This is a genomic window from Saccharothrix isguenensis (assembly GCF_052936305.1).
Map to the genome: position 1 here is coordinate 3,876,417 of NZ_CP193626.1, position 25,115 is coordinate 3,901,531.

The 25,115-nt window shown below is 71.4% G+C and carries 27 protein-coding genes and 1 pseudogene; 16 read left to right on the forward strand and 12 right to left on the reverse strand.

What is annotated here, in order from left to right; all coding sequences use genetic code 11:
* Positions 1-1,263, reverse strand: coding sequence for an MFS transporter (locus ACRAKI_RS17605; protein WP_447008184.1), 1,263 nt, complete (start codon positions 1,261-1,263; stop codon positions 1-3).
* Between the two features lie 92 nt (positions 1,264-1,355).
* Here ACRAKI_RS17605 and ACRAKI_RS17610 point away from each other — a divergent pair, with 92 nt between their 5' ends.
* Positions 1,356-1,610 (forward strand): hypothetical protein, encoded by a 255-nt coding sequence (locus ACRAKI_RS17610; RefSeq protein ID WP_447008185.1) that lies wholly within the window; start codon positions 1,356-1,358, stop codon positions 1,608-1,610.
* 56 nt (positions 1,611-1,666) lie between these two features.
* On the opposite strand, the gene ACRAKI_RS17615 is transcribed toward ACRAKI_RS17610, so the two are convergent.
* Genes ACRAKI_RS17615 through ACRAKI_RS17635 form a run of 5 tightly spaced genes read right to left on the reverse strand, consistent with a single transcriptional unit; the run spans position 1,667 to position 7,582 of the window.
* Complete coding sequence (locus ACRAKI_RS17615) at positions 1,667-3,049, reverse strand: cellulose binding domain-containing protein (RefSeq protein ID WP_447008186.1); 1,383 nt, start codon at positions 3,047-3,049, stop codon at positions 1,667-1,669.
* A gap of 16 nt (positions 3,050-3,065) precedes the next feature.
* Positions 3,066-4,550 carry a beta-N-acetylhexosaminidase gene (locus ACRAKI_RS17620; RefSeq protein ID WP_447008187.1) on the reverse strand — a complete coding sequence of 495 codons (1,485 nt, stop codon included), beginning with the start codon at positions 4,548-4,550 and terminating at the stop codon, positions 3,066-3,068.
* Between the two features lie 16 nt (positions 4,551-4,566).
* Positions 4,567-5,388 carry a carbohydrate ABC transporter permease gene (locus ACRAKI_RS17625; protein WP_447008188.1) on the reverse strand — a complete coding sequence of 274 codons (822 nt, stop codon included), beginning with the start codon at positions 5,386-5,388 and terminating at the stop codon, positions 4,567-4,569.
* Entirely contained in the window at positions 5,385-6,335 is a 951-nt protein-coding gene (locus tag ACRAKI_RS17630; protein WP_447008189.1) for a carbohydrate ABC transporter permease, read from the reverse strand. Before ACRAKI_RS17630 ends, ACRAKI_RS17625 begins: the two co-directional genes overlap by 4 nt.
* A 2-nt stretch (positions 6,336-6,337) precedes the next feature.
* Entirely contained in the window at positions 6,338-7,582 is a 1,245-nt protein-coding gene (locus ACRAKI_RS17635) for an extracellular solute-binding protein (RefSeq protein WP_447008190.1), read from the reverse strand.
* A 94-nt stretch (positions 7,583-7,676) separates the two neighbouring features.
* On the opposite strand from ACRAKI_RS17635, the gene ACRAKI_RS17640 reads away from it, so the two are divergent.
* The 6 genes from ACRAKI_RS17640 (at position 7,677) to ccsB (ending at position 11,700) form a co-directional block, all read left to right on the forward strand.
* Entirely contained in the window at positions 7,677-8,576 is a 900-nt protein-coding gene (locus ACRAKI_RS17640) for a GntR family transcriptional regulator (protein ID WP_447008191.1), read from the forward strand.
* A gap of 114 nt (positions 8,577-8,690) precedes the next feature.
* Positions 8,691-9,098 carry a VOC family protein gene (locus ACRAKI_RS17645; protein WP_447008192.1) on the forward strand — a complete coding sequence of 136 codons (408 nt, stop codon included), beginning with the start codon at positions 8,691-8,693 and terminating at the stop codon, positions 9,096-9,098.
* 48 nt (positions 9,099-9,146) lie between these two features.
* Entirely contained in the window at positions 9,147-9,503 is a 357-nt protein-coding gene (locus tag ACRAKI_RS17650) for a BlaI/MecI/CopY family transcriptional regulator (RefSeq protein WP_447008193.1), read from the forward strand.
* A complete protein-coding gene (locus ACRAKI_RS17655; protein ID WP_447008194.1) occupies positions 9,500-10,381 on the forward strand; it encodes a M56 family metallopeptidase in 882 nt (293 codons plus the stop codon). The genes ACRAKI_RS17650 and ACRAKI_RS17655 overlap by 4 nt, the downstream gene beginning before the upstream one ends.
* Positions 10,382-10,448: 67 nt before the next feature.
* A complete protein-coding gene (locus ACRAKI_RS17660) occupies positions 10,449-10,829 on the forward strand; it encodes a hypothetical protein (protein ID WP_447008195.1) in 381 nt (126 codons plus the stop codon).
* Entirely contained in the window at positions 10,822-11,700 is an 879-nt protein-coding gene (ccsB, locus tag ACRAKI_RS17665; RefSeq protein WP_447008196.1) for a c-type cytochrome biogenesis protein CcsB, read from the forward strand. The genes ACRAKI_RS17660 and ccsB overlap by 8 nt, the downstream gene beginning before the upstream one ends.
* A gap of 4 nt (positions 11,701-11,704) precedes the next feature.
* Here ccsB and ACRAKI_RS17670 read toward each other — a convergent pair whose 3' ends face one another.
* Entirely contained in the window at positions 11,705-12,142 is a 438-nt protein-coding gene (locus tag ACRAKI_RS17670) for a DUF6098 family protein (protein ID WP_447008197.1), read from the reverse strand.
* Between the two features lie 62 nt (positions 12,143-12,204).
* On the opposite strand from ACRAKI_RS17670, the gene ACRAKI_RS17675 reads away from it, so the two are divergent.
* The 3 genes from ACRAKI_RS17675 to ACRAKI_RS17685 are packed head-to-tail and all read left to right on the forward strand — an operon-like array spanning position 12,205 to position 15,778.
* Positions 12,205-13,713 (forward strand): FAD-dependent oxidoreductase, encoded by a 1,509-nt coding sequence (locus ACRAKI_RS17675; protein ID WP_447008198.1) that lies wholly within the window; start codon positions 12,205-12,207, stop codon positions 13,711-13,713.
* Positions 13,713-14,786, forward strand: coding sequence for a carboxylate-amine ligase (locus ACRAKI_RS17680; protein WP_447008199.1), 1,074 nt, complete (start codon positions 13,713-13,715; stop codon positions 14,784-14,786). The genes ACRAKI_RS17675 and ACRAKI_RS17680 overlap by 1 nt, the downstream gene beginning before the upstream one ends.
* Complete coding sequence (locus ACRAKI_RS17685) at positions 14,783-15,778, forward strand: iron-containing redox enzyme family protein (protein WP_447008200.1); 996 nt, start codon at positions 14,783-14,785, stop codon at positions 15,776-15,778. The genes ACRAKI_RS17680 and ACRAKI_RS17685 overlap by 4 nt, the downstream gene beginning before the upstream one ends.
* 72 nt (positions 15,779-15,850) lie before the next feature.
* Here ACRAKI_RS17685 and ACRAKI_RS17690 read toward each other — a convergent pair whose 3' ends face one another.
* The gene (locus ACRAKI_RS17690) at positions 15,851-16,042 is read right to left on the reverse strand and encodes a CDGSH iron-sulfur domain-containing protein (protein WP_447008201.1); all 192 of its coding nucleotides are present in this window, start codon (positions 16,040-16,042) and stop codon (positions 15,851-15,853) included.
* Positions 16,026-16,673 (reverse strand): HemK2/MTQ2 family protein methyltransferase, encoded by a 648-nt coding sequence (locus tag ACRAKI_RS17695; protein WP_447008202.1) that lies wholly within the window; start codon positions 16,671-16,673, stop codon positions 16,026-16,028. The genes ACRAKI_RS17690 and ACRAKI_RS17695 overlap by 17 nt, the downstream gene beginning before the upstream one ends.
* A 113-nt stretch (positions 16,674-16,786) precedes the next feature.
* Here ACRAKI_RS17695 and ACRAKI_RS17700 point away from each other — a divergent pair, with 113 nt between their 5' ends.
* The 4 genes and pseudogenes from ACRAKI_RS17700 (at position 16,787) to ACRAKI_RS17715 (ending at position 19,919) form a co-directional block, all read left to right on the forward strand.
* Positions 16,787-17,551 carry an esterase/lipase family protein gene (locus tag ACRAKI_RS17700; RefSeq protein WP_447008203.1) on the forward strand — a complete coding sequence of 255 codons (765 nt, stop codon included), beginning with the start codon at positions 16,787-16,789 and terminating at the stop codon, positions 17,549-17,551.
* Positions 17,552-17,734: 183 nt separating this feature from the next.
* Positions 17,735-18,124 (forward strand): annotated as a pseudogene (locus ACRAKI_RS17705) (DUF6359 domain-containing protein); the annotation flags it as partial.
* Complete coding sequence (locus tag ACRAKI_RS17710; protein WP_447008442.1) at positions 18,116-18,898, forward strand: endonuclease I family protein; 783 nt, start codon at positions 18,116-18,118, stop codon at positions 18,896-18,898. The pseudogene ACRAKI_RS17705 and the gene ACRAKI_RS17710, both read left to right, overlap by 9 nt.
* 145 nt (positions 18,899-19,043) lie before the next feature.
* Positions 19,044-19,919, forward strand: coding sequence for an LLM class flavin-dependent oxidoreductase (locus ACRAKI_RS17715; protein WP_447008204.1), 876 nt, complete (start codon positions 19,044-19,046; stop codon positions 19,917-19,919).
* Between the two features lie 3 nt (positions 19,920-19,922).
* On the opposite strand, the gene ACRAKI_RS17720 is transcribed toward ACRAKI_RS17715, so the two are convergent.
* The 3 genes from ACRAKI_RS17720 to ACRAKI_RS17730 form a co-directional block, all read right to left on the reverse strand.
* Positions 19,923-21,200 carry a YcaO-like family protein gene (locus ACRAKI_RS17720; RefSeq protein ID WP_447008205.1) on the reverse strand — a complete coding sequence of 426 codons (1,278 nt, stop codon included), beginning with the start codon at positions 21,198-21,200 and terminating at the stop codon, positions 19,923-19,925.
* 87 nt (positions 21,201-21,287) lie between these two features.
* Positions 21,288-21,410, reverse strand: a complete 123-nt coding sequence (locus ACRAKI_RS17725; protein ID WP_447008206.1) for a hypothetical protein — start codon at positions 21,408-21,410, stop codon at positions 21,288-21,290.
* Positions 21,411-21,564: 154 nt separating this feature from the next.
* A complete protein-coding gene (locus tag ACRAKI_RS17730; RefSeq protein ID WP_447008207.1) occupies positions 21,565-22,968 on the reverse strand; it encodes a pyridoxal phosphate-dependent decarboxylase family protein in 1,404 nt (467 codons plus the stop codon).
* Positions 22,969-23,397: 429 nt separating this feature from the next.
* Between ACRAKI_RS17730 and ACRAKI_RS17735 the strand changes: the two genes are divergently transcribed.
* On the forward strand, positions 23,398-23,634 hold the full coding sequence (locus ACRAKI_RS17735) for a hypothetical protein (RefSeq protein ID WP_447008208.1): 237 nt from the start codon (positions 23,398-23,400) through the stop codon (positions 23,632-23,634).
* Positions 23,635-23,770: 136 nt separating this feature from the next.
* Positions 23,771-25,018 carry a nucleotide sugar dehydrogenase gene (locus ACRAKI_RS17740; RefSeq protein WP_447008209.1) on the forward strand — a complete coding sequence of 416 codons (1,248 nt, stop codon included), beginning with the start codon at positions 23,771-23,773 and terminating at the stop codon, positions 25,016-25,018.
* The last annotated feature ends 97 nt before the right edge of the window (positions 25,019-25,115 follow it).

The following is a 25,115-nucleotide window of genomic DNA, read 5'->3' on the forward strand; positions in this document are numbered from 1 at the left end:
TCACCGGGTCTCCTCACGCAGCAGGGGTAGGGCCGCCAACGCCAGCACGGCCGGGATGACGGTGAAACCGAGCAGCGCGGCTGTCACCGCGCCGGAGGACTGCACGGCCGAGCCGTCGGTGCTCGCGACGTACCCGCCCAACGCCAGGACCAGCCCGTACACGCCCGGTCCGAGCGCCAGCCCCAACGTCTCCCCGGCCGTCCACACGCCGGAGAACAGGCCCGCCCGGGTCGTGCCGGAACGCCGTTCCTCGGCGGTGATCACGTCCGGGAGCATGGCCAGCGGGAACACCTGCATCCCCGCGTAACCCACGCCGATCACCGCCATCAGCACCAGCACCGCCGCCACCGGCAGCACCCGTGACGCGGTCAGCCCGGCCACCGCGACCGCGAACAGCACCGACGCCGCCACCAGCCCGACCCGCTTGCCGTACCGGCGGCCGACCCGTTGCCACAGCGGCATGACCAGCAGCGCGGGACCGACGAACCCGGCGAACAAGGCCGTCTGCAAGCCCTGCCGGCCCAGAACCAGCCGGGCGAAGTAGTCGACCCCCGCCAACATCGTGCCCAGGCCCACGGCCTGCACGACGAACACGATCAGGAGCACCCGGAACGCCCGCGACCCGCGCACCACCGCGACCAGGTCGCGGAACCCCGCCGCCGACGACACCCGACGTGACGCCGGCACCCGGCGCGTGCCCGCGAAGGTCGCCAGCGTGCCCACGACCATCAGCGCCGCGACCGCCACGCCCATCCCCGGGTACCCGACGAGATCGCGCACCGCCGGCGCGCCCGCACCGCTGACCAGGATCGCCAACGCCAGGAACGCCATCCGCCAGGCCATCAGCCGGGTGCGCTCGTCGTAGTCCTCGGTGATCTCGGCGGCCATCGCCACGTACGGCACCTGGAAGAACGCGTAGGCGGTGGCGCACGCCAGGAACACCAGGGCCACGTACACCGCCGCGCCCGCGCCGGTGAACGGCCCGGCGAACAGCAGCGCGAACAGCACCGAGGTGGCGAGCCCACCGCGCAGCAGGAACGGCCGCCGCACACCCGCGCGGTCGCTGATCCGACCGGCCACCGGGTTGAACAGCACGTCCCAGGCCTTCGGCGCGAGGACCAGCAGTCCGGCGACGGCGGCGGGCACGGCCAGGTTGTCGGTCAGGTAGGGCAGCAGGAGCAGTCCCGGCACCGTGCCGAACGCACCCGTGACGAAGGACCCGGTCGCGTACCCGACCCGCACCCCGCCCGTGATCCGCCGCATAGGCGGAAGAGTTTCGCATTCCAGGCCCTACCTGCGCGAGTGTCACTTCGGACTCCCGGTCAGGGCGCCGTCCGGCGGGCACCGCCCACCGGGTGGCGGTGCGAGCCGGGGGACCGGAGGCGTACCTGGCGGCCGTGACGGCAGCGGGCGCGGACCCGGCCCACATGGACTGCGTGCGCAACGTCTTCGAGCGGACCGGCGAGGGTTCGCTGCCGGAGGCCGCGGCCACGTTCGACGCGGTCGAGCGGATCACCGGGCGGCCGGCCACGTCGCTGCGGGCGTTCCTCCGACGCCACCGCGAGCACTTCGCGGCCCGACCGCGGCCTGACCGCGGCCCGTTCGCCTGACGGGGGACGGCCGCTGCGGCGTCGAAGGGGTGCTCGACGCCGCAGCGACCAGGGGACTAGACGGCGGGCACCGTGTCGACGTGGTCCACGCCGGACGTGCGGTAGCCGTTCACGCGGGACTGCACCTGGGCCGGGCTGAGCACCTGGTCCTTGGCGAAGTACACGTAGTCCACGTGCTGCTGGTACGCGCGGTCACCGGGGGCGCCGACCAGGCCGCCCGAGATGAACCACAGGTTGAAGTTGAGCGACATGGGCGTCTCCGGGTAGTACTTGTCACCGTGGTCGGCCACCTGCGCGCCGTCGATGAAGTACTTCACCCGGCCACCGGACACCTGGATCACCAGGTCGTGCCACCCGGCGTAGCTCTGCCGCTGCTCGGTGTGGATGTTGTCGGCGATCCACGGCTCGTTCTGGTAGGTCTCCCAGGTCGTCTCGTACATGATGTTGGCGGGCTCGCCCCACCCGCCGTTGGGCAGGTACTCGAAGTCCAGCTCGCCGTAGTTCGGGTCCATGTTGCTGTCCAGCGGCGTGATGGTGAAGAACGTCTGCACCACGTGGTCGCCGTCGGGGCCGTAGATCGGCGCGTCGGAGAACTTCACCCGCGCCGCGTACGTGCCCTCGTAGAACTTCCGCTGGTGGTACAGCTCCGTCTGCCGCGCGGACGACCCGTTGTTGGACGACTCCAGCCGCATCGACTTCTGGCCGTCCACGGTCGGGAACGTCACCTTCGCCGGGTCCCACACCGCTCCCGGCACGCCCGGGCCACCGGCGCCGGAGCGGACGGTCCACCCGCGCTGCGAGATCCGCGAGTCACCGGAGCTCGTGTAGTTGAAGTCGTCGAACAACGCCGGACCGTTCGGGTTCTGCGGGTTCGTCGTGGTGGTGGTCGTGGTCGGGCCGGTGCCGCCGGGCGGCGTGCCCCACAGCAGGGCGCCCGACCGGTGCACGGTCACCCGTGACCACGCCGAGTAGGTGCTCGCCGCGCGGAACGAGTAGTCGTCGGACTGGGTGATCGGGCCCCAGTTCGACCGGTAGAAGCGGAGTTGCAGGTCGCCGGTGTCGGCTCCGGGTGCGAGCGAGCCCGCGCCCGAGGTGAACCCGACCTCCAGGTACCGGTCGGCCGGACCGCCGGTCAGCGTGCCGAACGTGCCGGTGACGTTGCCGCACCCGCGCACGGCCCACGAGCAGGCGAAGCGGTAACCGACGTCGGGCGTCTCGCTCTTGAAGTAGTAGCGGACCTTCAACTCGTTCAGCGGCACGGTCGTGCCGCCGGTGTTGACCAGCTTGAACCACGGTTCGACCTGGTCGGTCGTCGTACCGGACGCGCTGGTCCGGTACTGGGCGGTGACCACGTCGGCGGCGAACGCCACCGGAGCGACCACCAGTGCGGCCACGGACACCGCTGCGGCTCCGATCGCCGCGATCATGCGTGCGGACACTGTAGTTCTCCTCAAGTCAGCAGGGTGGGACAGGGGAGCGGGCGTCGTCCTCCTTTCTGGGCAAGGGCACGGACAGCGCGCTCAGGCGGCCCGTGTGCGCGCGCATCCGTCGGGTGTAGTCGGTCCAGGAGGGGTGCTCGGCCCACAGGCTGTCGGCCAACGCGGCCAGCCGCGGGTAGGCGAGCCGTTCCAGGTGCTGCGCGGTCGGCACGTACTCCGTCCACAACGCGCACTGCCCGCCGAGCACCCCGGACGGCAGCGGCAGGTGGTAGACGTCGTGCGCGGTCACCACCAGGCCGGGCTGCCCGGCGGGCTCGTCGGGGTCGTCGGACTGGGGGTAGTCCAGGTAGGTCGAGCGGTGCGGCGCCATCACCACGTCGTGCCCGGCGTCCAGCGCCGACTGCGCGTCCGCCGCGTCACGCCACGGCATCACCACCGCGCGCGGGTCGCCGATGGGCTCCCACGACACCGGCACCCGCCCGCGCGCGACGACGTGGTCGGCCATCGCGCGCAGGAACCAGCCGTGCAGGTCGTGCGGCCCGGTCAACCCCTCGCGGCGGACCCGCCGCAGCGCGCCGGGGCTGGACTCCCACTCCGTGGTGGGGCACTCGTCGCCGCCCAGGTGCACGTGCGGGCCGGGGAACACGTCCACCACCTCGTCCAGCACGTCACGGCAGAACTCCAGCACGGCGTCGTCCACGCCGAGCACGGCGTCGCTGACGCCCCACCGCGTCCACACCGGCAACCGGCGCCGGGGGAAGTTGCCCAGGTGCGGGTAGGCCGCCAGTGCGGCGCGGGCGTGGCCGGGCATCTCGATCTCCGGCACGATCCGGATGGCGCGTTCGTCGGCGTAGGACACCAGCCCGGCCAACTCCGCGCGGGTGTACGAGCCGCCGTGCGGCACGCCGTCGCCCATGGTCTCCGCGCGCCACGCGCCCACCGACTCCAGCAGGGGGTGGCGCGGCACCGGCATCCGCCAGCCCTGGTCGTCGGTCAGGTGCAGGTGCAGCACGTTCAGCTTGTGCACCGCCATCAGGTCGACGAACCGGCGCAGCACCGCGACCGGCTGGAAGTGCCGCGCCACGTCCAGCATCACCCCGCGCCACGGCAGCCGGGGTGCGTCGCGGACGTCCACGCCGGGCAGCTCCCAGTCCGCACCGGGTACCGGCCGCGACCCCAGCGCCATCGGCGACAGCAGCTGCCGGATCGTCTGCACGCCGTGCGCCAGCCCTTGGCGGGTCGCGGCGCGCAGCACGACGGCGTGCTCGTTCACGGTCAGCGCGTAGCCCTCGTCGCCGAGCCCGACCAGCCGGTCGTCCAGCGCGAACACCACGCGCCCGTCCTCGTGCAGCGGCAGCGGCAACCCGGTGGCCGGCCGCACGAGCGAGCGCAGCAGCCGCGCGGCATCCCGGGCGCCGGGCGTGGCCCGGATCGCCGTGTCGCGGTCGAGCGCGAACCGGCCGTGCCGGTGGACCAGTCGAGTCGGTCGTGGAACGATCACGAGCAAACCCCCAGCATCAGCCTTTGACCGCGCCGCCGACGATCCCGGTGGTGACCCGGCCCTGGAGCACGAGGAACACCACCAGCACGGGCAGCATGAACAGCGTCGAGGCGGCCATGGTGGCGCCCCAGTCGGTGCCGAACGTGTTGCTGAACGAGGACAGCCACACCGGCAGCGTGCGGTCGTCCTGGTTCTTGATGATCAGCACGTTGGCGAAGGCGAACTCGTTCCACGCGGTGATGAACCCGAACAGCGAGGTCGCCAGCAGCCCCGGCGCGAGCAGAGGGAACACCACCCGCCGGAACGCCTGCGCCCGGGAGCACCCGTCCACCAGCGCCGCCTCCTCGATGTCGATCGGGATGGCGGCGAGGAAACCGCGCAGCGTCACCACGGTGAACGGCAGCGTGATCATGAAGTAGACCAGCGTGAGGATCCAGAGCGTGTCGAGCATCCCGGTGTCCCGCGCGATCACGTAGATCGGGATGAGCAGCGCCTCCCACGGCGTCATCTGCGCCACGAACACCATCAGGATGAACCCGCGCCGCCCCTTCCACCGCAGCCGCGCCACCGCGAACGCCGCGAGCAAGGCGACCACCAGCGACAGCAGCACGGCGCCGCCCGCGACCACGATGCTGTTGCGCCAGAACGACCAGAAGCCCTGCGCCGACACCGCCGTGCCGAAGTGCTCGAACGTCAGCGACAGCGGCAGGAACGTGGGCGTCTGGGCCTGGATGTCCCGGGTGGGCTTGAACGCGGTCAGCACCATCCAGTACACCGGGAACACCGACACCACGAACACGACCAGCGCGGCCACCGCGCGCAGCACCCGGCCCGTCACGAGACCTCCTCCTGCCGGTACATCTGCCGGAAGTACGCCAGCAGCGCCAGCACGAGCAGCAGCACCATGAGCATCGACACCGCCGCCCCGAGGTCGTAGCGCTGCAGCGACTGCGCGACCTGGAACGCGTACACCGGCAACGTCGTGGTGGCCTGGCCCGGCCCGCCCTGGGAGACGACCCAGATCTGCACGAAGCACTTGGCCACCCAGATCACCTCGAGGCAGGTGATCAGCCCGAACATGGACCGCAGCACGGGGAACGTGATGGAGGCGAACACCCGCCACGCGCCGGCGCCGTCCATGCGCGCCGCCTCGTACAGCTCGGTCGGCACCGTCACCATGGCCGCGTACAGCGACAGCGCCGCGAAGGGCACCGACTGCCACACGATCAGCGTCACCAGGATCGCGAAGGTGGCCGGGCCGTCGGCGAACCACGTGTAGTCGCGGTAGCCCTCGAACCCGAGCGACACCAGCGCCCAGTTGACCACCCCGAGCCGGGACTGGAACAGCCACTGGAACACCGTGGTCGCCGCGATCACCGGCGTCGCCCACACCAGCACCAGCCCGGACATCACCAGCAGCCGGGTCCACTTCCCGAGCCGCACCAGCAGCAGCGCGACCAGCGTGGACAGCACCATGATCAGCACGACGTTGATCGCGGTGAACACCAGGGTCCGCCGCACCACCGCCCAGAACTCCGGGTCGCCGAGCACCCGCGCGTAGTTGGCCAGACCGACGAACCGCGCGTTGCCGCGCACCAGTTGCGGAAGGCCGAACTCCTGCACGGACATGACGACGTTGCGCACCAACGGGTACAGCAGGAGGAACCCCATCGCCAGCGCCGTCGGCGCGATCAGCAGGTAGGGCCACCACGGGGTGCGTCGGCGGCGCGGAGGGGGAGGGGGCGGCGGGCGGTGCTCCACCGCCCGCGTCAGCGTCGTCGCCATGGTTACGCGCCCGAGTTGAGCGCCTGGGTGATCACCTTGTCCGCCTCGGCCGCGGCCGTCGCCGGGTCGGCCCCGGTCAGCACCGCGGTCAGGAACTCCTTGATCGGGTTGCGCGCCTCGACCGCCGCCCAGTTCGGCGAGTTCGGCGTGGCGTGCCCGTTGACCGCGCCCGCCGCCATGGCCGCCGCGCCGGGATCGTCGCCGACCGCGCTCGCCAGGGAGATCCGGTTCGGCACGTAGTTCATCGCCGTGGCCAGCTCGACCTGCCACTTCTCCCCGGCCAACGCCTTGACCACGGCGTACGCGCCGTCCTGGCGGGGCGAGGCGAGCGGGATGATCAGGTCGGAGCCGCCGGTGAACACCGCGCCCGGCGTGGCCGCGGTCTTGCCGGGGATGGGGAAGAAGCCCAACTGGTCGGCCAGCTCCGGGTTGGCCTTGGCGACCAGCTTCGCCGCGCCGGGCACCGCGATGAACTGCGCGACCTTGCCGGCCGCGACCACGTCCGTCTGCTGCGGCTTGGCCTCGTCGGAGTCCTTCGGCCCGTCGCCCAACGCCTGGAGCTTCTGGTAGAAGTCCGCGCCCGCCAACGCCTCCGGCGTGTTCAACGCGCCGGACCACTTGTCGCCCTCGCGCTCGGCGAGGTCGCCGCCCTCGTCCCAGACGAACCCGGACAGCACGTACCAGTTCTGGCCGGGCAGGTAGATGCCCTGCGTGTCGCCCTGGTCCAGCTTCCCGGTGGCGGCCAGCCACTCGTCCCGCGTCTTCGGCGGTGTCACGCCGGCCGCCTCGAACAGGTCCTTGCGGTAGATGACGACCCGGTTGGCCGCGTAGAACGGGATGCCGAACTGCTTGCCGTCCACCGCTCCCGGCTCGGCCAGTCCGGGGATCCAGTCGTCACCGCCCAGCTCGCCGACCTTGGCGGACAGGTCGGTGACGCCGTCGCTGGCCGCGTACTGGGCGACCTGCGTGTTGCCGACCTCGATCACGTCCGGGGGGTCGGTGCTGGCCAGCGCGCTGGTGACCTTCTGCGTGATGCCGTTCCACTCCTGGACCTGGATCTTCAGGTCCAGCTCGGGGTGGTCGCGCTCGAACTCGGTCTCGAACCGGCTGACGAAGTCGTCGGTGGCCGAGTCCTTCATCAGCCAGACGGTGATGTCCTGCTTGCCACCGGACGCGCCCGGGTCGGCACCGCAGGCGGACAGGACGACCAACGACGCGAGGAGCAGGGCGACAGGGCGGTGCGACACGTCTCACCTCTCAGCTGACCAATTGGTAAACCTCGGCGGAACCTGTCCGAAGATGGCATAGACCAATCTGGCAGTCAACACCCAGTTCACAGGCATGAGAGCGCTCTCGATCTTCACCGAAGTCGACCTGACCACTGGTCTGACATACTGGTCGGCGACGGGCAAGACGAAGCGAGGCGGCATGGCCGAACCGATCCTCAAGCGCGAACGGGTGCGCGACTACCTGCTCGAACTCATCGAGACCCACCCGCCCGGCGCGCCCATCCCGGCCGAGCGGGCGCTGTGCCGGCAGCTCTCGGTCTCCCGGCCCACGTTGCGCTCGGCGGTCGCCGAACTGGTCAACACCGGCCTGCTGATCCGCCAGCACGGCCGCGGCACGTTCGTCGCGCCCGCCAAGATCACCCAGGAGCTGGTGTCCGCGGACCGCGCGATGACGGTGCCGCAGGCGGACGGCGCGTGGACCAGCCGGGTGCTGGAGCACGCCCGCATCCCGGCCGGCGCGCGGGTCGGCCGGAGGCTGCGCGTGTCACCGGCGGCGGAGATCACCTACATCGCCCGGTTGCGCCTGGTCGACGGCGTGCCGATGGCGATCGAGTACCTGCACGTGCCGGTCGCCGTGGCGCCCGGCCTCACGGTCGAGGACATGGAGTCGGGCAACTTCTACGACCGGCTCGCCGACCACGGCGTCCACGTCAGCGACGCGGTGCAGTCCATCGAGCCGACCGTCACCAACGAGGCGGAGTCCACGCTGCTCGGCGTGCCGGTGTTCGCGCCCGCGCTGCTCTTCGAGCGGTTGACCAACGACACCACCGGCCGCCCGGTCGAGTACGTGCACTCGTTGTACCGGGGCGACCGCTACCGGATCGTGTCCCGGCTGTCGCTCGCGCCGACCGCGCCCGCGCCCGGCGCGCGGGCGGGCCACCACCCCGGCATCCCGCCCGGCGACCTGTCCTCCGGCACGGTCCGGTCGGCCACCAGGGGCGACGTCCAATGACCGGCTGACGTCAGGGGCAGGCTGAGGCCGGTGCGGCACATGACGTGGTCGCCCTGCGGCATGGTGCGTCTGCTGCCACGATGGGCGCGCCCGACACGACCCGAGGAGGACCCGGTGGCCTCTCGACTCAACCCGTACATCAGCTTCGCGGGGAACGCCCGTGAGGCGATGGAGTTCTACGAATCCGTCTTCGGCGGGAACCTCGTGCTGAGCACGTTCGGCGAGTACGGCGCGAGTGACGCGCCCGAGTCCGGGAAGATCATGCACGGCATGCTCGAAACGCCGAGCGGCTACACGCTGATGGGCGCCGACACCCCGCCCGGCATGCCGCACAATCCCGGCGACAACATCACCATCAGCCTGAGCGGCGACGACGCGGACCAGCTGCGGGGCTACTGGGAGAGGCTGTGCGACGGCGGCACGGTCACCATGCCGCTGGAGAAGCAGGTCTGGGGCGACGAGTTCGGCGCCTGCCAGGACAAGTTCGGCATCTCCTGGATGGTCAACATCGCGGGCACCTGACCGGCCGCGCCCCGCGCACTCGTACGATCGGCACGTGACGGGCGGAACGTGGTGGTGAACCGGTTGGGCGAGTTGGAACGCGCCGCGATGGACGTCCTGTGGGACCGGGGCGAGCCGGTCGCGGTGCGGGAGGTCGTCCGCGCGCTGGCCGACCGCGACCTCGCCTACACGACCGTGATGACGGTGCTGAACCGGCTGGCGAAGAAGGGGTTCGTCAGGCGCGAGGCGGGGGAGGGTCGAGCCTGGTACTACTCGCCGGCGGCCAGTCGCGAGGAGTACGTCGCCCGGCTGATGCTGGACGCGCTGTCGTTGACCGGCGACCGGGAGACCGCCCTGGCGCACTTCGCGCAGTCGATGAGCGCGCCCGAGGCGGAGGCGTTGAGCCAGGCGCTGGACGACCGGTGAACGCCGCGCTGCACCTCGTGGCGACGCTGGTGCTGTGCACGGGGGTCGCGGGTCCGCTGGCTCGTGCGCGTTGGGTGTGGCGCGCCCCGCGCACCGGCATCCTGATCTGGCAGATGCTCGGCCTGACGTGGGCGATGTCCGTGGTCGGGCTCCTGCTCGCGCTCGGCCTCGCGCCTTACGGCGCCCCGATCCCGGTCGCCCTCGGGCGGTGGGTGGCCGATGCGGTGCGCGGGGACGTCACGCCGCTCGCCGTGCTGGTGGTGCTGGGCCTGCTGTCGGCGTTGGACCTGGTGATCGGTCTGGTGTGGACGTGGTGGTCGGTGCTGCGGGTGCGCCGGCGGCACCGTGACGTGCTGGCGCTCGTGGCGCGCCGGGACGACGCCGCACCCGGCGCGCTGGTGCTGGACCACCCGCACGTGGTCGCGTACTGCGTGCCCGGTGCGCGGTCGGCCGTGGTGCTGAGTTCGGGCGCGCTGACCGCGTTGACCAAGGACGAGTTGGACGCCGTGCTGGGGCACGAGCACGCGCACGGCCGGGAGCGGCACGACCTGGTGTTGCTGCCGTTCAGCGCGTTGTGCGCGCTGCTGCCGAAGGTCCGGCTGGTGCGGTCGGCCGCGCAGGCGGTGGCGTTGCTGGTGGAGATGCGGGCGGACGAGAGCGCGAGCCTGCGCCACGGCGCCCAGCCGCTGGCGACGGCTCTGCGCAGGTTCGGCGGCGTCCGGCCGCCCGAGGGCGCGCTGGGCGCGGCCGACATCGCGGTGGAGGCACGTCTGGACCGCCTGGCGGGCCTGCCGCCGCTGCCCGGGGTCCTGCGGTGGTCCGCGCTGCTCGCAGGCCTGGTGATGGTCTCCACGCCGTTGAGCTTCCTCGTGTACTGACCCCCTCCGGGTCTTCTACTACAGCGCGTAGTGCTACGTTCTGTAGTAGTCGTCCTGGAGGGGTTCGATGATCCAAGTCCTGGCAACCGCGTTGACGGTCGTCGCGCTCGCGGGGGCGGTGTGGGCGCTCGTGCAGGCCGCGCTCGACCGCCCGATCACGTTGCGCACCAAGCCGACGCTCGGGCTCGCCGCCGTCGTCGTGCTGCTGGAGGCGGGCCTGCTGGTGCAGGCGGTCGCCGGTGTGGTCGCGATGCTCGGCACGGACCGCGAACTGGACCGCGCCACGTTCGTCGGCTACCTGATCGGTGCGGCGGTCGTGCTGCCGTTGGGCGCGGTGTGGTCGCTGGCCGAACGGTCCCGGTGGGGCGCCGGCGTGCTGGCCGTCACCTGCCTCAGCGTGCCGGTCATGATCTTGCGGCTCAATCAGCTGTGGGCCGGCCATGGGTGACCGGCTCGGGGTGACCGCCCTGCTCAGCGACTGGCTGTTCACCAGCGCGTTCGGCGTCTACATGCTCGCCGCCCTGCTGTGCTCCGCCGAGTACGCGCTGACCCGCCACGCGGCGAACCCGCCGTCCTACGCGGTGCGGTTCGGGCGGTCCGGTGTCGCGCTGACCGTCCTCGGTGGACTGCTGCACCTGGGGTCGTTGGCTCTGCGCGGTATCGCGACCGGACGAGTGCCGTGGGGCAACATGTACGAGTACCTGTCCGCGGTCGGCCTGATCGCCGTGGGCGTGTGGCTCTACCTGGTGTTCCGGCACGACATGCGTCGGATGTCGGTGTTCGTGCTGCTGCCGGTCGCGTTGCTGCTGTTCCTGGCGGGCAACCGCCTCTACACCGAAGCCGCGCCGCTCGTGCCCCCGCTGCGGTCGTACTGGATCGTCATCCACGTCGCCGCGGCGATCATGGCCAGCGGTGTGTTCCTGCTGTCCGGCGTGGTCAGCGCACTGCACCTGGTCAGCACGGGGGAGTTCAGCCGGAAGGGCAGGCCGAGCCCTCGGCTGCCGCCCTCCGACGACCTGGACAAGATCGCCTACCGCACCGGCACGGTCGGTTTCCTGACCTTGACGTTCGCCATCGTCACCGGCGCCGTGTGGGCCGAACAGGCGTGGGGCCGGTTCTGGGGCTGGGACCCGAAGGAGACGGTCGCCTTCGCGTCGTGGGTCTGCTACGCCGCCTACCTGCACGCCCGCGCGACGGCGGGCTGGCGGGGACGGCGCTCGGCGTGGCTCAACGTGATCGGCCTGGTCGTCGTGCTGTTCAACCTGTTCTTCATCAACCTCGTCGCGGCGAGCCTGCACTCCTACGCCGGGGTCGAATGAACGGTCAGCCCTCGCGGTCGAGAGGACCCCAGGCGCTGTCGGCGTTGGCCTCGACCAGGTGTTCGCACTCGGCCATCACCTCGTCCGCGATCCACCCGACCGGCCGGTGGCAGTGGACCAGCGGCTCGTTGTCCGGGCCGCGCCCGACCTCCTCGCCCTCCAACACCCACGGCCGCACGCCGGGCCCTCGACGTTCCCGCAGGTGGCGGTAGTCGTGCAGGCGGCGTGCCACCCACAGTCGCAGCGACCGGTCGCCCCACCAGGGTTCGATCGCCAGCGGGTTCGCGGACAGCCCCGGCAGGCGCCCACCGGTCAGCCCGTCGCGGCTCCGCTGCTCACCGTCCGCGTCGGGGCCACGCGACCAGCGCACGAACAACTCCCGCGCGGGCGTCCGCTCGTCGATCATCGCCACAAGGTCGTCGAGGTCGGCGAAGGTGTGCATGAGCGGGGGATTGCCCGCGAAGCGGAGGTTCGAACGCGAACGGCTCGGGTATGAGCTAAGGCATGACGGAAACGACCACTACGGCCCGGCACTCGCTGTGGTCGGAGGCCATCCCGCACGGACGGTTCCCGGTGCTCACGGGCGAGACGGCCGTGGACGTCGCGGTCGTCGGCGGCGGGATCACCGGGATCACCACGGCGTTGCTGCTCAAACGGGCGGGGCTCCGGGTCGTGGTGGTGGAGGCGGACCGGATCGGCAGCGGGGTGAGCGGGAACAACACGGCCAAGGTCACGGCGCTCCAGTCCACTGTGTACTCGACCATCGAGCGCAAGCACAGCGCCGAGGTGGCGGCCGACTACGCCCACGGCAACATGGCCGCCGTCGATCGGGTGGCGGCGCTGGTGTCCGAGGAGAACCTGGACTGCGACCTGCACCGGATGCCCGCGTACACGTTCGCGTTCGACGAGAGCGAGCTCGCCGCCGTCGAGGAGGAGGGCACGGCCGCGATCAAGGCCGGTCTGCCGCTGTCACGGGACCGCGGTGAGCTGATGGGCGTGCCGTTCCCGGTGGCGGGCGCGGTGCGGTTGGACGACCAGTTGGTGATCCACCCGGTGAAGTACGTGCGCGGCCTGGCCGAGGCCGTCGACGGTGACGGGTCGCGGGTCTACGAGGGCAGCCGGGTCCAGCGCGTGGAGGACGGCACGCCGTGCCGCGTCCACACCGACCAGGGCACGGTCGTCGCCGAACGCGTGGTGGTCGCCACCCACTACCCGATCCTGGACCGCGGCCTGTACTTCGCCCGGCTGGAGCCCGTGCGGGCGTACTGCATCGCGGCGCGCCTGCGGTCCGGCACGCCGCCGACCGGTCTCGCGATCAGCGCGGGCAACCCGTCGTGGTCACTGGCCCGGCACGGCGACCTGCTGATCGTCGCCGGGCGCAGCCACCCGACCGGCTCCTCCGAAGGCGACCCGTACGGTGCGCTCACCGCGTTCGCCGAGAGGCACTGGGACGTCGCCGAGGTCACCCACCGCTGGTCTGCCCAGGACCCGACCTCCTACGACAATTTGCCGATGATCGGCTCGTACACCCCCGGCTCGACCACGTTGTACGGCGCGACCGGGTTCATGAAGTGGGGCCTGAGCAACGGCACCATGGCCGCCGAGCTGCTGGCCGACCTGGTGGTCGGCCGGGCGAACCGGCTGACCTCGACGTTCAGCCCGCACCGGCTCACGTTGGGCGCCACGCCGAAGCTCGCCAAGCTGAACGCGAAGGTCGGCGTGGACATCGTCGGTGACCGGCTCAAGCACGCCGAGGTCGACTCGGTCGCGGACGTGCCGGCCGGGCAGGCACGCGTGGTGCGGGACGGCAGGGGCAAGGCCGGGGTGTACCGCGACGAGGCGGGCGGCGTGCACGGCGTGTCGTTGCGCTGCACGCACTTGGGGTGCATGGTCCGGTTCAACGAGGCCGAGCGCAGCTGGGACTGCCCGTGCCACGGCTCGCGGTTCGACGTGGACGGTTCCGTGCTCGAAGGCCCGGCGACCAAGCCGCTGCCCCGGCGCGACCCGTCCTGATGACGGTGGGCGTCGAGGAGGAGTTCCTCCTCGTGGACCGATCGACACGTCGTCCGGTGGCACGCGCCTCGGACGTGCTCGGACGCGTGCGAGGGCTGCCGCCGGGCGCGGAGGTCCACCGCGAGCTGAGCCGCGCGCAGGTCGAGTTCGCCAGCGGCGTGTGCGCGGACCTGGACGAACTGCGCGACCAACTCGTGACGGGCCGACGCGTGTTGGCCGACGCCGCCCACGCCGAAGGGCTGTGGCTTATCCCGTCCGGGTCACCCGTGTTCGCCGACCCCGATCCGGAGTTGAGCGCGGGGGAGCGGTTCGAGCGGATCGACGCGATGTACCGCGGTCAGGTGGACGACTACCAGTGCTGCGGCTGTCACGTGCACGTCGGTGTCCCGGACCGGGAAACGGCCGTGCACGTGGTCAACCACCTGCGGCCGTGGCTGCCGACGCTGCTCGCGCTGGGCGCCAACTCGCCGTTCGACCGGGGTCGGGACACCGGGTACGCCAGTTGGCGGATGATCGACCAGGCCGGGTTCCCGGGCTCCGGCGTGCCGCCGTTCTTCCGCACGGCCGCCGACCACGACGCGGGCGTGGCCAGGCTGGTGGACTGCGGGGCGCTCGTGGACGGGGCCATGACGTTCTGGCTGGCCCGGCCGTCGTCCCGGTACCCGACCGTCGAGGTGCGGGCCGCCGACACCGCGGCGACCGTGGACGACGCCGTGCTGCAAGCCGGCCTCACGAGAGCGCTCGTGGACACCGCGCTGGCCGGGGGAACCGCTCCGGACCTGGACGACCAGGTGCTGGCGGCGGCGGTGTGGTCGGCCGCCCGGCACGGGCTGACCGGTCCGGGCGTCGACCCGTTCGCCGCACGTCAGGTGCCCGCGGTCGAGCTGGTGGAGGCGTTGCTGGAGCACGTGTCCGACGCGCTGGGCGACGACCGCGACCGGGTGGGGAAGCTCGTGCGGGGCGTGCTGGAGAACGGGACGGGCGCCGAACGGCAGCGCCGCGCCGGTTCACCGGAAGCTGCCGTCGACCTTCTCGCGTGCACCGGCGGTCGAGCGGGTAGTCCACCGTCATGACCACTGCGGATCCCGCCGTCCACCAAGCCGTCCTGCCCACGCCGCGCGGCCCTCTGTCCGCCGCCGTCATCGACACCCTGCGCGCCGGTCCGCCGGTCGAGCTGCCGTCGCACGTGACGGCCGACCCGTACGGTGAAGACCTGCAACTGGCCCTGCACCTGTGCTACGAGCTGCACTACCAGGGGTTCGACGGTGTGTCGGACGAGTGGGAGTGGAACCCGGAGCTGCTGCGGTTCCGCGCCACGCTGGAACGGGTGTTTCTCGACGCGCTTCGGCACGACGTGCCGGGCGGCGCGGACGTCGGCGGCGTGCTGGACGAACTCCTGGTCGAGCCGGTCGACGCCGCCGGCGTGAGCCACTACCTCAGGGACCAGGGGGAGTGGTGGCAGATGCGCGAGTACCTGGTGTTGCGCTCGGTCTACCACCTGAAGGAAGCCGATCCGCACGCGTGGGTGATCCCGCGCTTGCGCGGCGGGGCGAAGGCGGCGCTGGTGGCGGTGGAGTTCGACGAGTTCGGCGGCGGTCGCGGCGACCGGATGCACTCGCGGCTGTTCGGGAACCTGCTCGTCGGCGCCGGACTGGACGACGGCTACCTGCGCTACCTTGACCACGCGCCGGCCGTGATGGTGGCGACGGTGAACCTGATGTCGTTGTGCGGCCTGCACCGGTCGCTGCGCGGGGCCCTGGTGGGCCACTTCGCCGCCGCCGAGATCACCACCGCGCCCAGCGCCGCGCGGATGGCGAAGGCGTTGGAACGGTTGGACGCGCACCCCGACTGCGTCGAGTTCTTCACCGAGCACATCGAGGCGGACGCCGTGCACGAGCAGGTGATGCGGCGGGACGTGATCGGCGACCTGCTGGCCCACGAGCCGGCGCTGGCCGAATCCGTGGTGTTCGGGGTGCAGGCCACGGAGCTGCTGGAACAGCGGCTGGGAGACCACCTGCTGGGCGCGTGGGCGGAAGGGCGGTCCGCCTTGCGCCGCCCCCTCTGAGACCCGCCCCCTTCGAGATCCGGACGCTTCGGGAACCCGCCTCCCGAAGCCCCTTCGACGACAGGAGATCCGTCAACGGCGCTTGCGGTGGCTCGTGTCGCACAAGGGATAGCGCTTGCTGCGCCGGCACGCGCACACCGCGACGACGAACCGGTCCGAGCACACCACCGTGCCGTCGTCCGTCCGCAGTTCGACCGGCCCTTCCACCAGGACCGGTCCACCGGGCACGACGGTCACCACCCGGGCGTCACGAGGCGTCGGCACGGATCACCACCAGTTCCTCGTGCTCCTGGCCGTCCGCGATGAGGTCGCGCCGGGCCAGCCACCCGGCCCGCTGCCGCATCACCGGCCCGAACGGCACGGTGCGGCGGGCCACCACCGACGCCTTCAGCCCACCGCCGCGCAACTGCCGCAGGGTCACGTCCGAATCGCACAGCGTCGAGTGCACGATGAGCCCGATTCCCTTGGCGGCCAACAACAACGGCATGACGGCGCACAACCGGTCGAGCACCGAACGTCCCTGGGGCCCTGCGTCCCACGCCCGTGCACGCCCTCGTTCCGGCAGAGCCGGGCTCGGCACGTACGGCGGGTTGGCCGTGATGACGTCGAACTCGCAGGTGCCGACCAGGTCGCCGAAATCACCGCGCCGCACGCGCACCGGAAGACCGCGCAATCGGGCGTTCACCCAGGCGGCAGCCACCGCGCGACGGCACAGGTCGACCGCCGTGACCTCACCCGCGCCGGCGAGGCCCGCGGCGACCGCCAACGCCCCGGTGCCGGTGCAGACGTCCAACACACGCCCACCCCGCGGCATGCCCGCGCCCGCCAACGCCTCCGCGATCAGCCACGTGTCTTCTTGGGGCCGGTACACGCCCGGCGGCCTCCACAACCACATGGTCTCTGGTTCCCACCTTTCCTCGCGGCAAACGACCCGGCCGAAAGGGAATGGACCGCTCCCAACGGGGAATCCTGCTACCCCGAAACAGGCTCCGACGCCCGGGAGGTCGGATGGGAGTGTTGGCTGCGGCCCGTGAAGCGGTTCGCGAACAGGTCCTGGTGGCGATGGTGCTCAACATCCCCCGGCTGCTGGGCGATCCGGCGTGGCGCGCCGCACAACCGGACGAAGGTCACGGCCTCGGTGTCATGCTGGTGCCGGGGTTCGGTTTCGGGGACCGCAGCCTGCACCTGACCGCCACGTGGTTGCGCAAACGCGGCTACGTGCCCATCGGGGCGCGGATCGGCCTGAACGTGGGCTGCACGAGCGAGTTGGTCGACCGGCTGGAACGCAGGCTGGAGGCGCACGTCGAGGCGACCGGCGGCAAGGTGGTGCTGTTCGGGCAGAGCCGCGGTGGCGGGCTGTGCCGACTCCTCGCGGTGCGCCGGCCGGAGTTGGTGCGCGGACTGGTGATGCTCGCCAGCCCGGTGCTGGACCAGTTGGGGGCGCACCCCAGCGTGGTGCGGGTCGCGCGGAAGTTGGCCAGGCTGTCGGCGGCGGGCGTCCCCGGCCTGCTGAACGAGGACTGCTTCGCGGGCACGTGCTACGACACGAACTCCACGGCGATGGGCCGACCGCTGGAGGTGCCCGCGATCGCGGTGTTCTCCCGCAACGACGCCATCGCGCCGTGGGAGCTGTGCGCGGACCCGTGTGCGGAGTGCGTGGAGGTGGACAGCAGCCACACCGGCATGGGCCTCGACCCGGAGGTGTACCGGCTGCTCGCCCCCCGGCTGGCGGACTGGGCGCGGAGCGCGCAACCCGCCGGCCTCACCGGCTGAGGCACCACGACCCGGTGAACCGCACTGTTGTGTGACCAGCGGTCCCAATAGCTTCAGTGTGGACCAATTCCTGTCGCCATCCCGAACGTTCGTTGATCATTCACTCGAACGAGTGATCTTTCATGGGATCCTCCCTGGGTGCGGCCACCCTGCGCCGCCGCGCCCGGGAGGAGACACCCAATCGTGCGACCCCTGCTGAATCCGCTCGCTGTTGTCGTTTCCGTCGTCGCCATCGCGGCGGCCCTGCTGATCCCCACCGCCGCCGCGGCCACGCCGATCACCGTCGCCCAGGCCATCGGCCAGCAGACGGGCGCGTCCGCCACCGTCCGGGGTTACGTCGTGGGGCAGCCCACCGCCACCAACACCGTCGTGCGGTCGAACTTCCCGTCCGACTACGCGTTGGCGCTGGCCGACTCGCCCACGCAGACCAGCACGAGCCAGATGCTGTACGTGCAGATCACGTCGGCGTTCCGGGCCCAGTGGGGCCTGCGCACCAACCCCGGCCTGCTCGGCGCGCGGATCGACGTGACCGGCCCGCTGACGGCGTACTTCTCGCACCCCGGCCTGACGTCGCCGACCGCGTTCGCCCACGCCGGCACGTCGCCGACCACGACGACCACCGCCACCACGACCACGACCACGAGTTCCGGTGGCGGCTACGACACCACGTACTACCGCAACGCGATCGGCAAGTCCGGCGCGTCGCTGAAGACGGCGTTGAACGGGATCATCCGCACCAACACCAAGCTGTCGTACGACCAGGTGTGGAACGCGTTGAAGGTCACGGACGAGGACCCGAACAACAGTGCCAACGTGATCCTGCTGTACTCGGGGCGGTCACAGAGCAAGACCCTCAACGGCGGTGACCCGAACGACTGGAACCGCGAGCACGTCTGGGCCAAGTCGCACGGCGACTTCGGCACCGCGACCGGTCCGGGCACCGACATCCACCACCTGCGGCCGACGGACGTGTCGGTGAACTCCACGCGGGGCAACAAGGACTTCGACATGGGTGGCTCGCCGGTGAGCGAGGCGCCCGGCAACTACACCGACTCCGACTCGTGGGAGCCGCGCAACGCCGTGAAGGGCGACGTCGCCCGGATGCTGTTCTACATGGCGGTGCGGTACGAGGGTGGTGACGGCTACGTGGACCTGGAGATGAACAACAACGTCAACAACGGCACGGCGCCGTACCACGGCCGGCTGTCGGTGCTGCTCCAGTGGAACGCGCAGGACCCGCCGGACGCGTTCGAGAAGCGCCGCAACCAGGTCATCTACGACAGCTACCAGCGCAATCGGAACCCGTTCATCGACCACCCGGAGTGGGCGGCGTCGATCTGGGGCTAGACCCCGTCCGGTCCGGTGAGAACGCCCGCCCCGCCGTCTCGTTCACGGCCGGGGCGGGCGTTGTCGCGTCCGCCGGACCTTTGCCGTTGACTCTGAACGTCGATTCTGTTCGACTGAACACGGCACCTGTTCAGAGGGGGTAGTCGTGAAGGTCGGGATCACCATCCTGCCGGAGTACCGCTGGGCCGAGGCGAAGCCGAGGTGGCAGGCGGCGGAGGCGTACGGGTTCGCCCACGCGTGGACGTTCGACCACCTCGGTTGGGGGCCACTGGTGGACGGTCCGTGGTTCGGCTCGGTGCCGACGTTGAGCGCGGCGGCGCAGGTGACGTCGCGGATCGAGTTGGGCTTCATGGTGGCGTCGCCGAACTTCCGCCACCCGGTGCCGTTCGCGCGGGACGTGACGGCGCTGGACGACCTGTCGGACGGCCGGTTGACGGTGGGCGTCGGCGCGGGCGGGTTGGGCGGGTACGACGTGGAGGTGTTCGGCGGCACGACCGCGCCGGCCAGTCGATCGCGCCGCTTCGAGGAGTTCGTGGAGCTCCTGGACGCTTTGCTGACGCGGGAGAGGGTCGACTACTCCGGTGAGTACTACACGGCCGTCGGCGCCCGTAACGCGCCGGGTTGTGTGCAGCGCCCGCGAACGCCGTTCCTGGTGGCGGCGAACGGTCCGAAGGCGTTGGCCCTGGCCGCCAGGTTGGGTCAGGGCTGGGTGACCATCGGCTCCCGCTACGACACGCTCGACGGGTGGTGGAAGTCGGTGGCCGCGTTGCCGACCCGCTTCGACGACGCGTTGGCGGCCGAGTCCCGGCCCCCCGCCTCGGTCCGCCGCTTCCTCCAGACCGACGCCGCGCCGGTCTACGCCCTGTCGAGCGTCGAGTGCCTCCACGACTTCCTGGGTCGGGCGGACGAGCTGGGCTTCACCGACGTGCTGCTCCCGTGGCCGAGGGAGTCGGGTCCGTTCGCCGGTGACGAGGCGATCCTGGATACCGTCGCCACCGACGTCCTGCCGACCCTCTCCTGACCTTCACCCGCGCGTCGGTGCGGTGCGGTGGGCGAGTCCGCGCCGTCCGGGTAGGACGAGGGCGCCGTCGGTGACGAGCACGAACCGCTCCAGGCCGGGGACGCAGACGTTGAGGACGGCCAAATGGTCGGTGACGTGCTGCTGCCAGGTCCACGCGCGGTGTCCGGCGCGGTGGAGTCGGTGCAGCAGGGTGTCGAGGTGGTCCTGCGGTGTGCCGGGCGCGTCGGTGTCGGCGAAGGCGACGTCGCGCACCTCGCCCGGTCCGGTCAGGTCGGCCAGGTGGCAGCGGTGCAACGCCGGGTGGGCGGTGGTGTGCACGCGGCGTGCCTCTTCACGCTCGGGTTCGTGGGTGGTGACGCTGTGTGCCTGTATCAGTTCGGTGAGGGCGCGTTCGGCGGCGTAGCGGGCCGACAGCGAAGCCCCGCAGCCGCGGAGGCGGGCGGGTAGACCGGCGTCCGCGGGGACGTGCGCCCAGTACGCGGGCACGCCGAGGTCGGTGGTCATGTCGATCAGGTGCACCGGTCGCCGTACCAGGTCCTGTGCGCGTCGGTGCAGTTCGGCCACGTCCGCGGGGAGGGTGTCGGGGCGCACCGCGCGCAGCGGTGCGGGCGTCGGTGCGAGGAACCGTTCGATCAGCAGCAGCGACATCGCGTCGCGCTCGATGATCTCGTTGACGGCGTGCACGGTGGCCTCGACGGGGGTGGTGCCGGCGGCCCAGCCGTTGTTGAAGCAGTAGCGGCGGGCCGCCGAGTAGTCGTAGGAGTCGCCGAGCGCGGCGCGGGCGGCGGCCAGTCCCGGGTGCAGGTAGTCGGGACTGGACAGCACCACGGGCAGGAGGCGTTGCGAGCCGTCGAGCAGGTCGCGGTAGGGCAGGCACGCCAGTGGCCGGTCGGGTCCGGCGGCCAGCAGGGCGAGCGCGGCGTCGCCGGTGAGCCCGTCGGCGACCTCGTGCGCGCCGGCGACCCGCAACCGGTCCCAGGGGATCTCGCTGCTGACGTGGTGCTCCAGCGCTTCGAACAGCGCGCCGACCCGGGCGGCGGCGTCGGTGCCCTTGCCCGCGCCGTACCCCTGGGGCGTTGGACGGCCGTCGCGGTGCAGCGCGCACCACCACGCGCCGGGGTCGTCCGGTGGCACGGGCCTCGGGTGGGCGGTCAGGCCCAACTCCTCGACCGCGTTCCGCCCGTGCCACCAGGCTCGGTCGAGGTCGACGGCGCGCTCACCGGACTGCGCGCCGATGCCGGTCCCGGCAACGCGCGCCTCGGTGGTCGGGGGTGGGCTCATGGGGACTCCCTCGGAGTGTGGTGGAGGTGCCGTGGGGGTGGTCACGCGCGGGTGGAGGGCGGTGACCGGCCCTCCACCCGCGTCACGTCAACTCGCCGCCGGCGGCGCCTGCTCCTCCAACTCCGACAGCGCCTCCTGTTCCTCCATCGTCACCGTCACCGTGTCGTCCTCGAAGCCGGCACCCCAGACCTTCCAATCCCTCATACCCATGACGAACTCCTTCCACGATGTGATCACGGGCGCGGAACATCCGTCGCCCTGTCTCCGATGTACCCGTGACCGCGCCGTGTCCGCCCGGCGACAACCACATCGACGGACAGCCACCGCGCCGAAGCGGGACCTCCTGATCGGCGTTGACTCAACGTCACACCGCGGGCGGCGCCTGGAGGCCTTCGCACGCGGCGGCGATCGTGGTGTGGACGGCGGTCAGGTCGGCGGGTCCGGTGCGCCAGTTGCTGAAGGCCGCGCGCAGGGCCGGCTGTCCGTCGTAGACGGTCGGGGTGAGGAAGGTGGTGCCGGCGGCGGCGATGCGGCGGGCGGCTTCGGCGACGCGTTCCGGGGTGGGCGAGTCGGCGAGGGTGAAGCACACGACGTTCAGCCGGACCGGTGCCAGGAGGCGCACGGCCGCCGTGTCGGCCAGGAGGTCTCCGAGCCGGTGGGCCAGGTCGACGCACCGCTCCACGATCCGGCGGTGGCCGTCCTGCCCGTGGGCGGTCAGGGTGAACCAGGCGGCGAGGGCGCGGAGGCGGCGGGAGTTCTCCGGGGTGAGGTGGACGAAGTCCGGGTTGCCGGTGGGCAGGCCGAGGTAGGCGGCGGAGTTGCGGAAGACCTGGACCTGGAGGTCGCGGCGGCGGGTGAACTGGACGGCCGAGTCGTACGGCACGTTGAGCCACTTGTGCAGGTCCACGCACACCGAGTCGGCCTCGGCCAAGCCGTCGACCAGGTGGGCGTGGTCGGGGGAGAGGGCGGCGAACCCGCCGAACGCGGCGTCGACGTGCAGCCAGAACGGGTGCCGCGACCTGAGTTCGAGCAGGGCGCGCAGGTCGTCGAAGTCGGCGGTGTTCACGGTGCCGGCGTTGGCGACGACGATGGCGGGCGTTCCGTCGAGTTCGGCGGCCAACCTCGACACGTCGACCGCCTCCCGTCCGGGCAGGGTGGGCACCGGCCGCAGGCTGTCCCGGCCGAGGCCCAGCATCGACAAAGCCTTGTAGGTGCTGGAGTGCGGTGCGCCGGAGTACACCTTCACCGGTCCGAGCGCGGCGACGCCGGACTGCGCCACGGAGACCCCGACCTGTTCGCCCAGCCATTCGCGGGCCAGTGCCAGACCGACGAAGTTCGACATCGTCGCGCCGGTGACGAAAGCACCGGAGTGGTCGTCGCCGAGTCCGAACATCGACGCCAGCCACCGGACGGTCTCCCGTTCCAGGTCCGGGGCGCTGGATCCGTCGGACGCGGCCGGGTTCTGGTCGAAGGCCGTGGCCAGCCAGTCGCCGGCGACCGCCGCAGGGGTGCTGCCGCCGGTGACGAAACCGAGGTACCGGGGACCGGCCGAGCCGGAGAAGCCCGGTGCCCAGCGCCGGGTGAACAGGTCCAGCGCGCCGGCGAAACCCACCCCGGACGCGGGCAGCGGGAGTGGTTCGGGCCGTGGTGCCGTGTCGACTGCGGGCACGACCGCGCGGGTGGGCAGGTCGGCCAGGATCGAAGCCGCGTAACGGGTCGTCGCGTCGAGCACGTCGTCCAGCTCGTCGTCCAGCACGGTGTCCAGCACGGTGTCTCCAGTCGAAGAAGGTGATCTTCGGACCCTAGGCAGGACCGCCGCCGGTGTCCCGGTCCACTTCGGCGAAAGTGGACGTCCACCGGTGTCGGAGGTGATCCCGGGGTCGTCGTGACGTCCTGCATCTGATCTTCGTCTTGACCGGGGGAAAGTCGGCCCGGAGTACCCCGAACTCGTGAACACCACCGATTTCCGGGTCACCGACGACCACTGCGGTCACGTGTGGCGTGACCAACCGGATGAACTCTCGCCGCCGGTCGCAACCTGCCCGAGTGGTGTTCGGTTCGATCGACGCTTCTTGCTCTGGGTGACTGTTAGCTTGCGGACAGCAATGAAACGAGGTGTGGAGGCAACCGTGAAACGCGTGTTCGGTGTCGTGCTCGGTGGGTTGGCGTCCGTCGTCCTGCTGGCTCCGCCGCCCCGGTGGCGCAGGCGGCCACCGGTCAGGTGGTGGTGTTCTCGGTGGAGACCGTTCCACTTGAGACGTACAAGAACCCCCATGGCTGCAAGGCACTCCCGGACGGCGCGCACGTGCTCGCCAACCTGACCGACGACGACGTGACGATCTTCAGCGACCAGCGGTGCCTCATGCCCCTGCTGACGGTGGGGGAGGGGTACGGCACGCACGTGCTGCCCCTCGGAGCCGCATTCCGCGCGTGAAGCCCGGAGCTCGACCTACGTGGGCTCTTGACCCGCCCCGGGCTCGACCCATTCGAAATTCGACCCCCTGGGCTCGCCCTTCCTTGGCTTGACCTGTGTGTCTGAAACCACCAACCGATGAAATGGAAAGGCGCACGTGTCCTTCGATCTGGTCGTGGTCGGAGTCGGCTATGTCGGCCTGCCGCTCGCGGCGGCGGCCACTGCAGCGGGTATGGCGGTGGCCGGGTACGACACCAACCCGGACGTGGTCCGCACGCTCACCGAGGGCCGCTCGCACGTGCTGGACGTGTCGTCCACCGAGCTGCGTGCCATGCGCGCCAGGGGGTTCACCCCCACGGCCGACCCTTCGGTGATCGCCGAGGCCGACGTCGTGGTGATCTGCGTGCCGACCGGGCTGGGCGCCGACGGCCGACCGGACCTGGGTGCCGTCCGCGCCGCCGCCGAGACCGTGTCGGACCACCTGAGGCCCGGGACGCTGGTGGTCCTGGAGTCGACCAGCTTCCCCGGCACCACCGACGAGGTGCTGCGGCCCATCCTGGAGCGGCACGGCCTGGTGGCCGGCGAGGACTTCCCGCTCGGTTACTCGCCCGAGCGCGTCGACCCCGGCAACCGGCAGTACGGCATCCGCAACACGCCCAAGGTGGTGAGCGGGCACACGCCGTTGTGCGCCAAGCACTGCGCCACCTTCTACACCCGGTTCGTCGACACGGTCGTGGTGGCGCGGGGCACGCGTGAGGCCGAGATGGCCAAGCTGCTGGAGAACACCTACCGGTACGTGAACATCGCGCTGGTCAACGAGATCGCCGTGTTCTGCGACCGGCTCGGCGTGGACGTGTGGGACGTGCTGCACTGCGCGGCCACCAAGCCGTTCGGCTTCCAGTCGTTCACCCCCGGTCCGGGCGTCGGCGGCCACTGCATCCCGATCGACCCGCGCTACCTGCTGGACAAGGCCCGCCGCGAGGGCGCCCGGCTCGGTGTGGTGGAGGCCGCCCGGCGGGTGGACGCGGCGATGCCGTCCTACGTGGTCGGACGCGCGGTGCGGCTGCTGATCCGTGAGGGCTTGCCGGTGGCGGGGGCGCGCATCCTGCTGCTCGGCGTGTCGTACAAGGCCGATGTGCCGGACACGCGTGAGTCCGCCGCGTTCCGGATCGCCGACGAACTGCGCGCGCTCGGCGCGGTGGTGGGCTACCACGACCCGATGGCGGGTGACGTGCCCGCGCTGGGCCCGCCCGTCGCCGACCTCGACTCCGCGCTGCGCACGAGCGACGCCACCGTGCTGCTCGTCGCGCACAGCGGCTACGACCTCGGCCACCTGGCGAGGAAGGCACGGCTGCTGCTCGACGTCACGGGCAGCGTTCCGGGAGGGGAGGTCATGCGGTTGTGAGATGACCCCCGGCCGGGGTGCCGGTCCGGATACCGGATTCGCGCGCCAGTTCTGCCCGATCCACGTTCCGACACCTTTTCACCATTTTTTCACCACT

Bases quoted from the DNA above. Each gene is read 5' to 3' on its own strand.
- ACRAKI_RS17640 (WP_447008191.1), top strand. From the start codon at position 7,677: ATGAGAGCGCTCTCGATCTTCACCGAAGTCGACCTGACCACTGGTCTG.
- ACRAKI_RS17680 (WP_447008199.1), top strand. From the start codon at position 13,713: ATGACGGTGGGCGTCGAGGAGGAGTTCCTCCTCGTGGACCGATCGACA.
- ACRAKI_RS17700 (WP_447008203.1), top strand. From the start codon at position 16,787: ATGGGAGTGTTGGCTGCGGCCCGTGAAGCGGTTCGCGAACAGGTCCTG.
- ACRAKI_RS17695 (WP_447008202.1), bottom strand. From the start codon at position 16,673: ATGTGGTTGTGGAGGCCGCCGGGCGTGTACCGGCCCCAAGAAGACACG.
- ACRAKI_RS17605 (WP_447008184.1), bottom strand. From the start codon at position 1,263: ATGCGGCGGATCACGGGCGGGGTGCGGGTCGGGTACGCGACCGGGTCC.
- ACRAKI_RS17720 (WP_447008205.1), bottom strand. From the start codon at position 21,200: ATGAGCCCACCCCCGACCACCGAGGCGCGCGTTGCCGGGACCGGCATC.
- ACRAKI_RS17660 (WP_447008195.1), top strand. From the start codon at position 10,449: ATGATCCAAGTCCTGGCAACCGCGTTGACGGTCGTCGCGCTCGCGGGG.
- ACRAKI_RS17670 (WP_447008197.1), bottom strand. From the start codon at position 12,142: ATGCACACCTTCGCCGACCTCGACGACCTTGTGGCGATGATCGACGAG.
- ACRAKI_RS17725 (WP_447008206.1), bottom strand. From the start codon at position 21,410: ATGGGTATGAGGGATTGGAAGGTCTGGGGTGCCGGCTTCGAGGACGAC.
- ACRAKI_RS17685 (WP_447008200.1), top strand. From the start codon at position 14,783: ATGACCACTGCGGATCCCGCCGTCCACCAAGCCGTCCTGCCCACGCCG.
- ACRAKI_RS17630 (WP_447008189.1), bottom strand. From the start codon at position 6,335: ATGGCGACGACGCTGACGCGGGCGGTGGAGCACCGCCCGCCGCCCCCT.
- ccsB (WP_447008196.1), top strand. From the start codon at position 10,822: ATGGGTGACCGGCTCGGGGTGACCGCCCTGCTCAGCGACTGGCTGTTC.
- ACRAKI_RS17675 (WP_447008198.1), top strand. From the start codon at position 12,205: ATGACGGAAACGACCACTACGGCCCGGCACTCGCTGTGGTCGGAGGCC.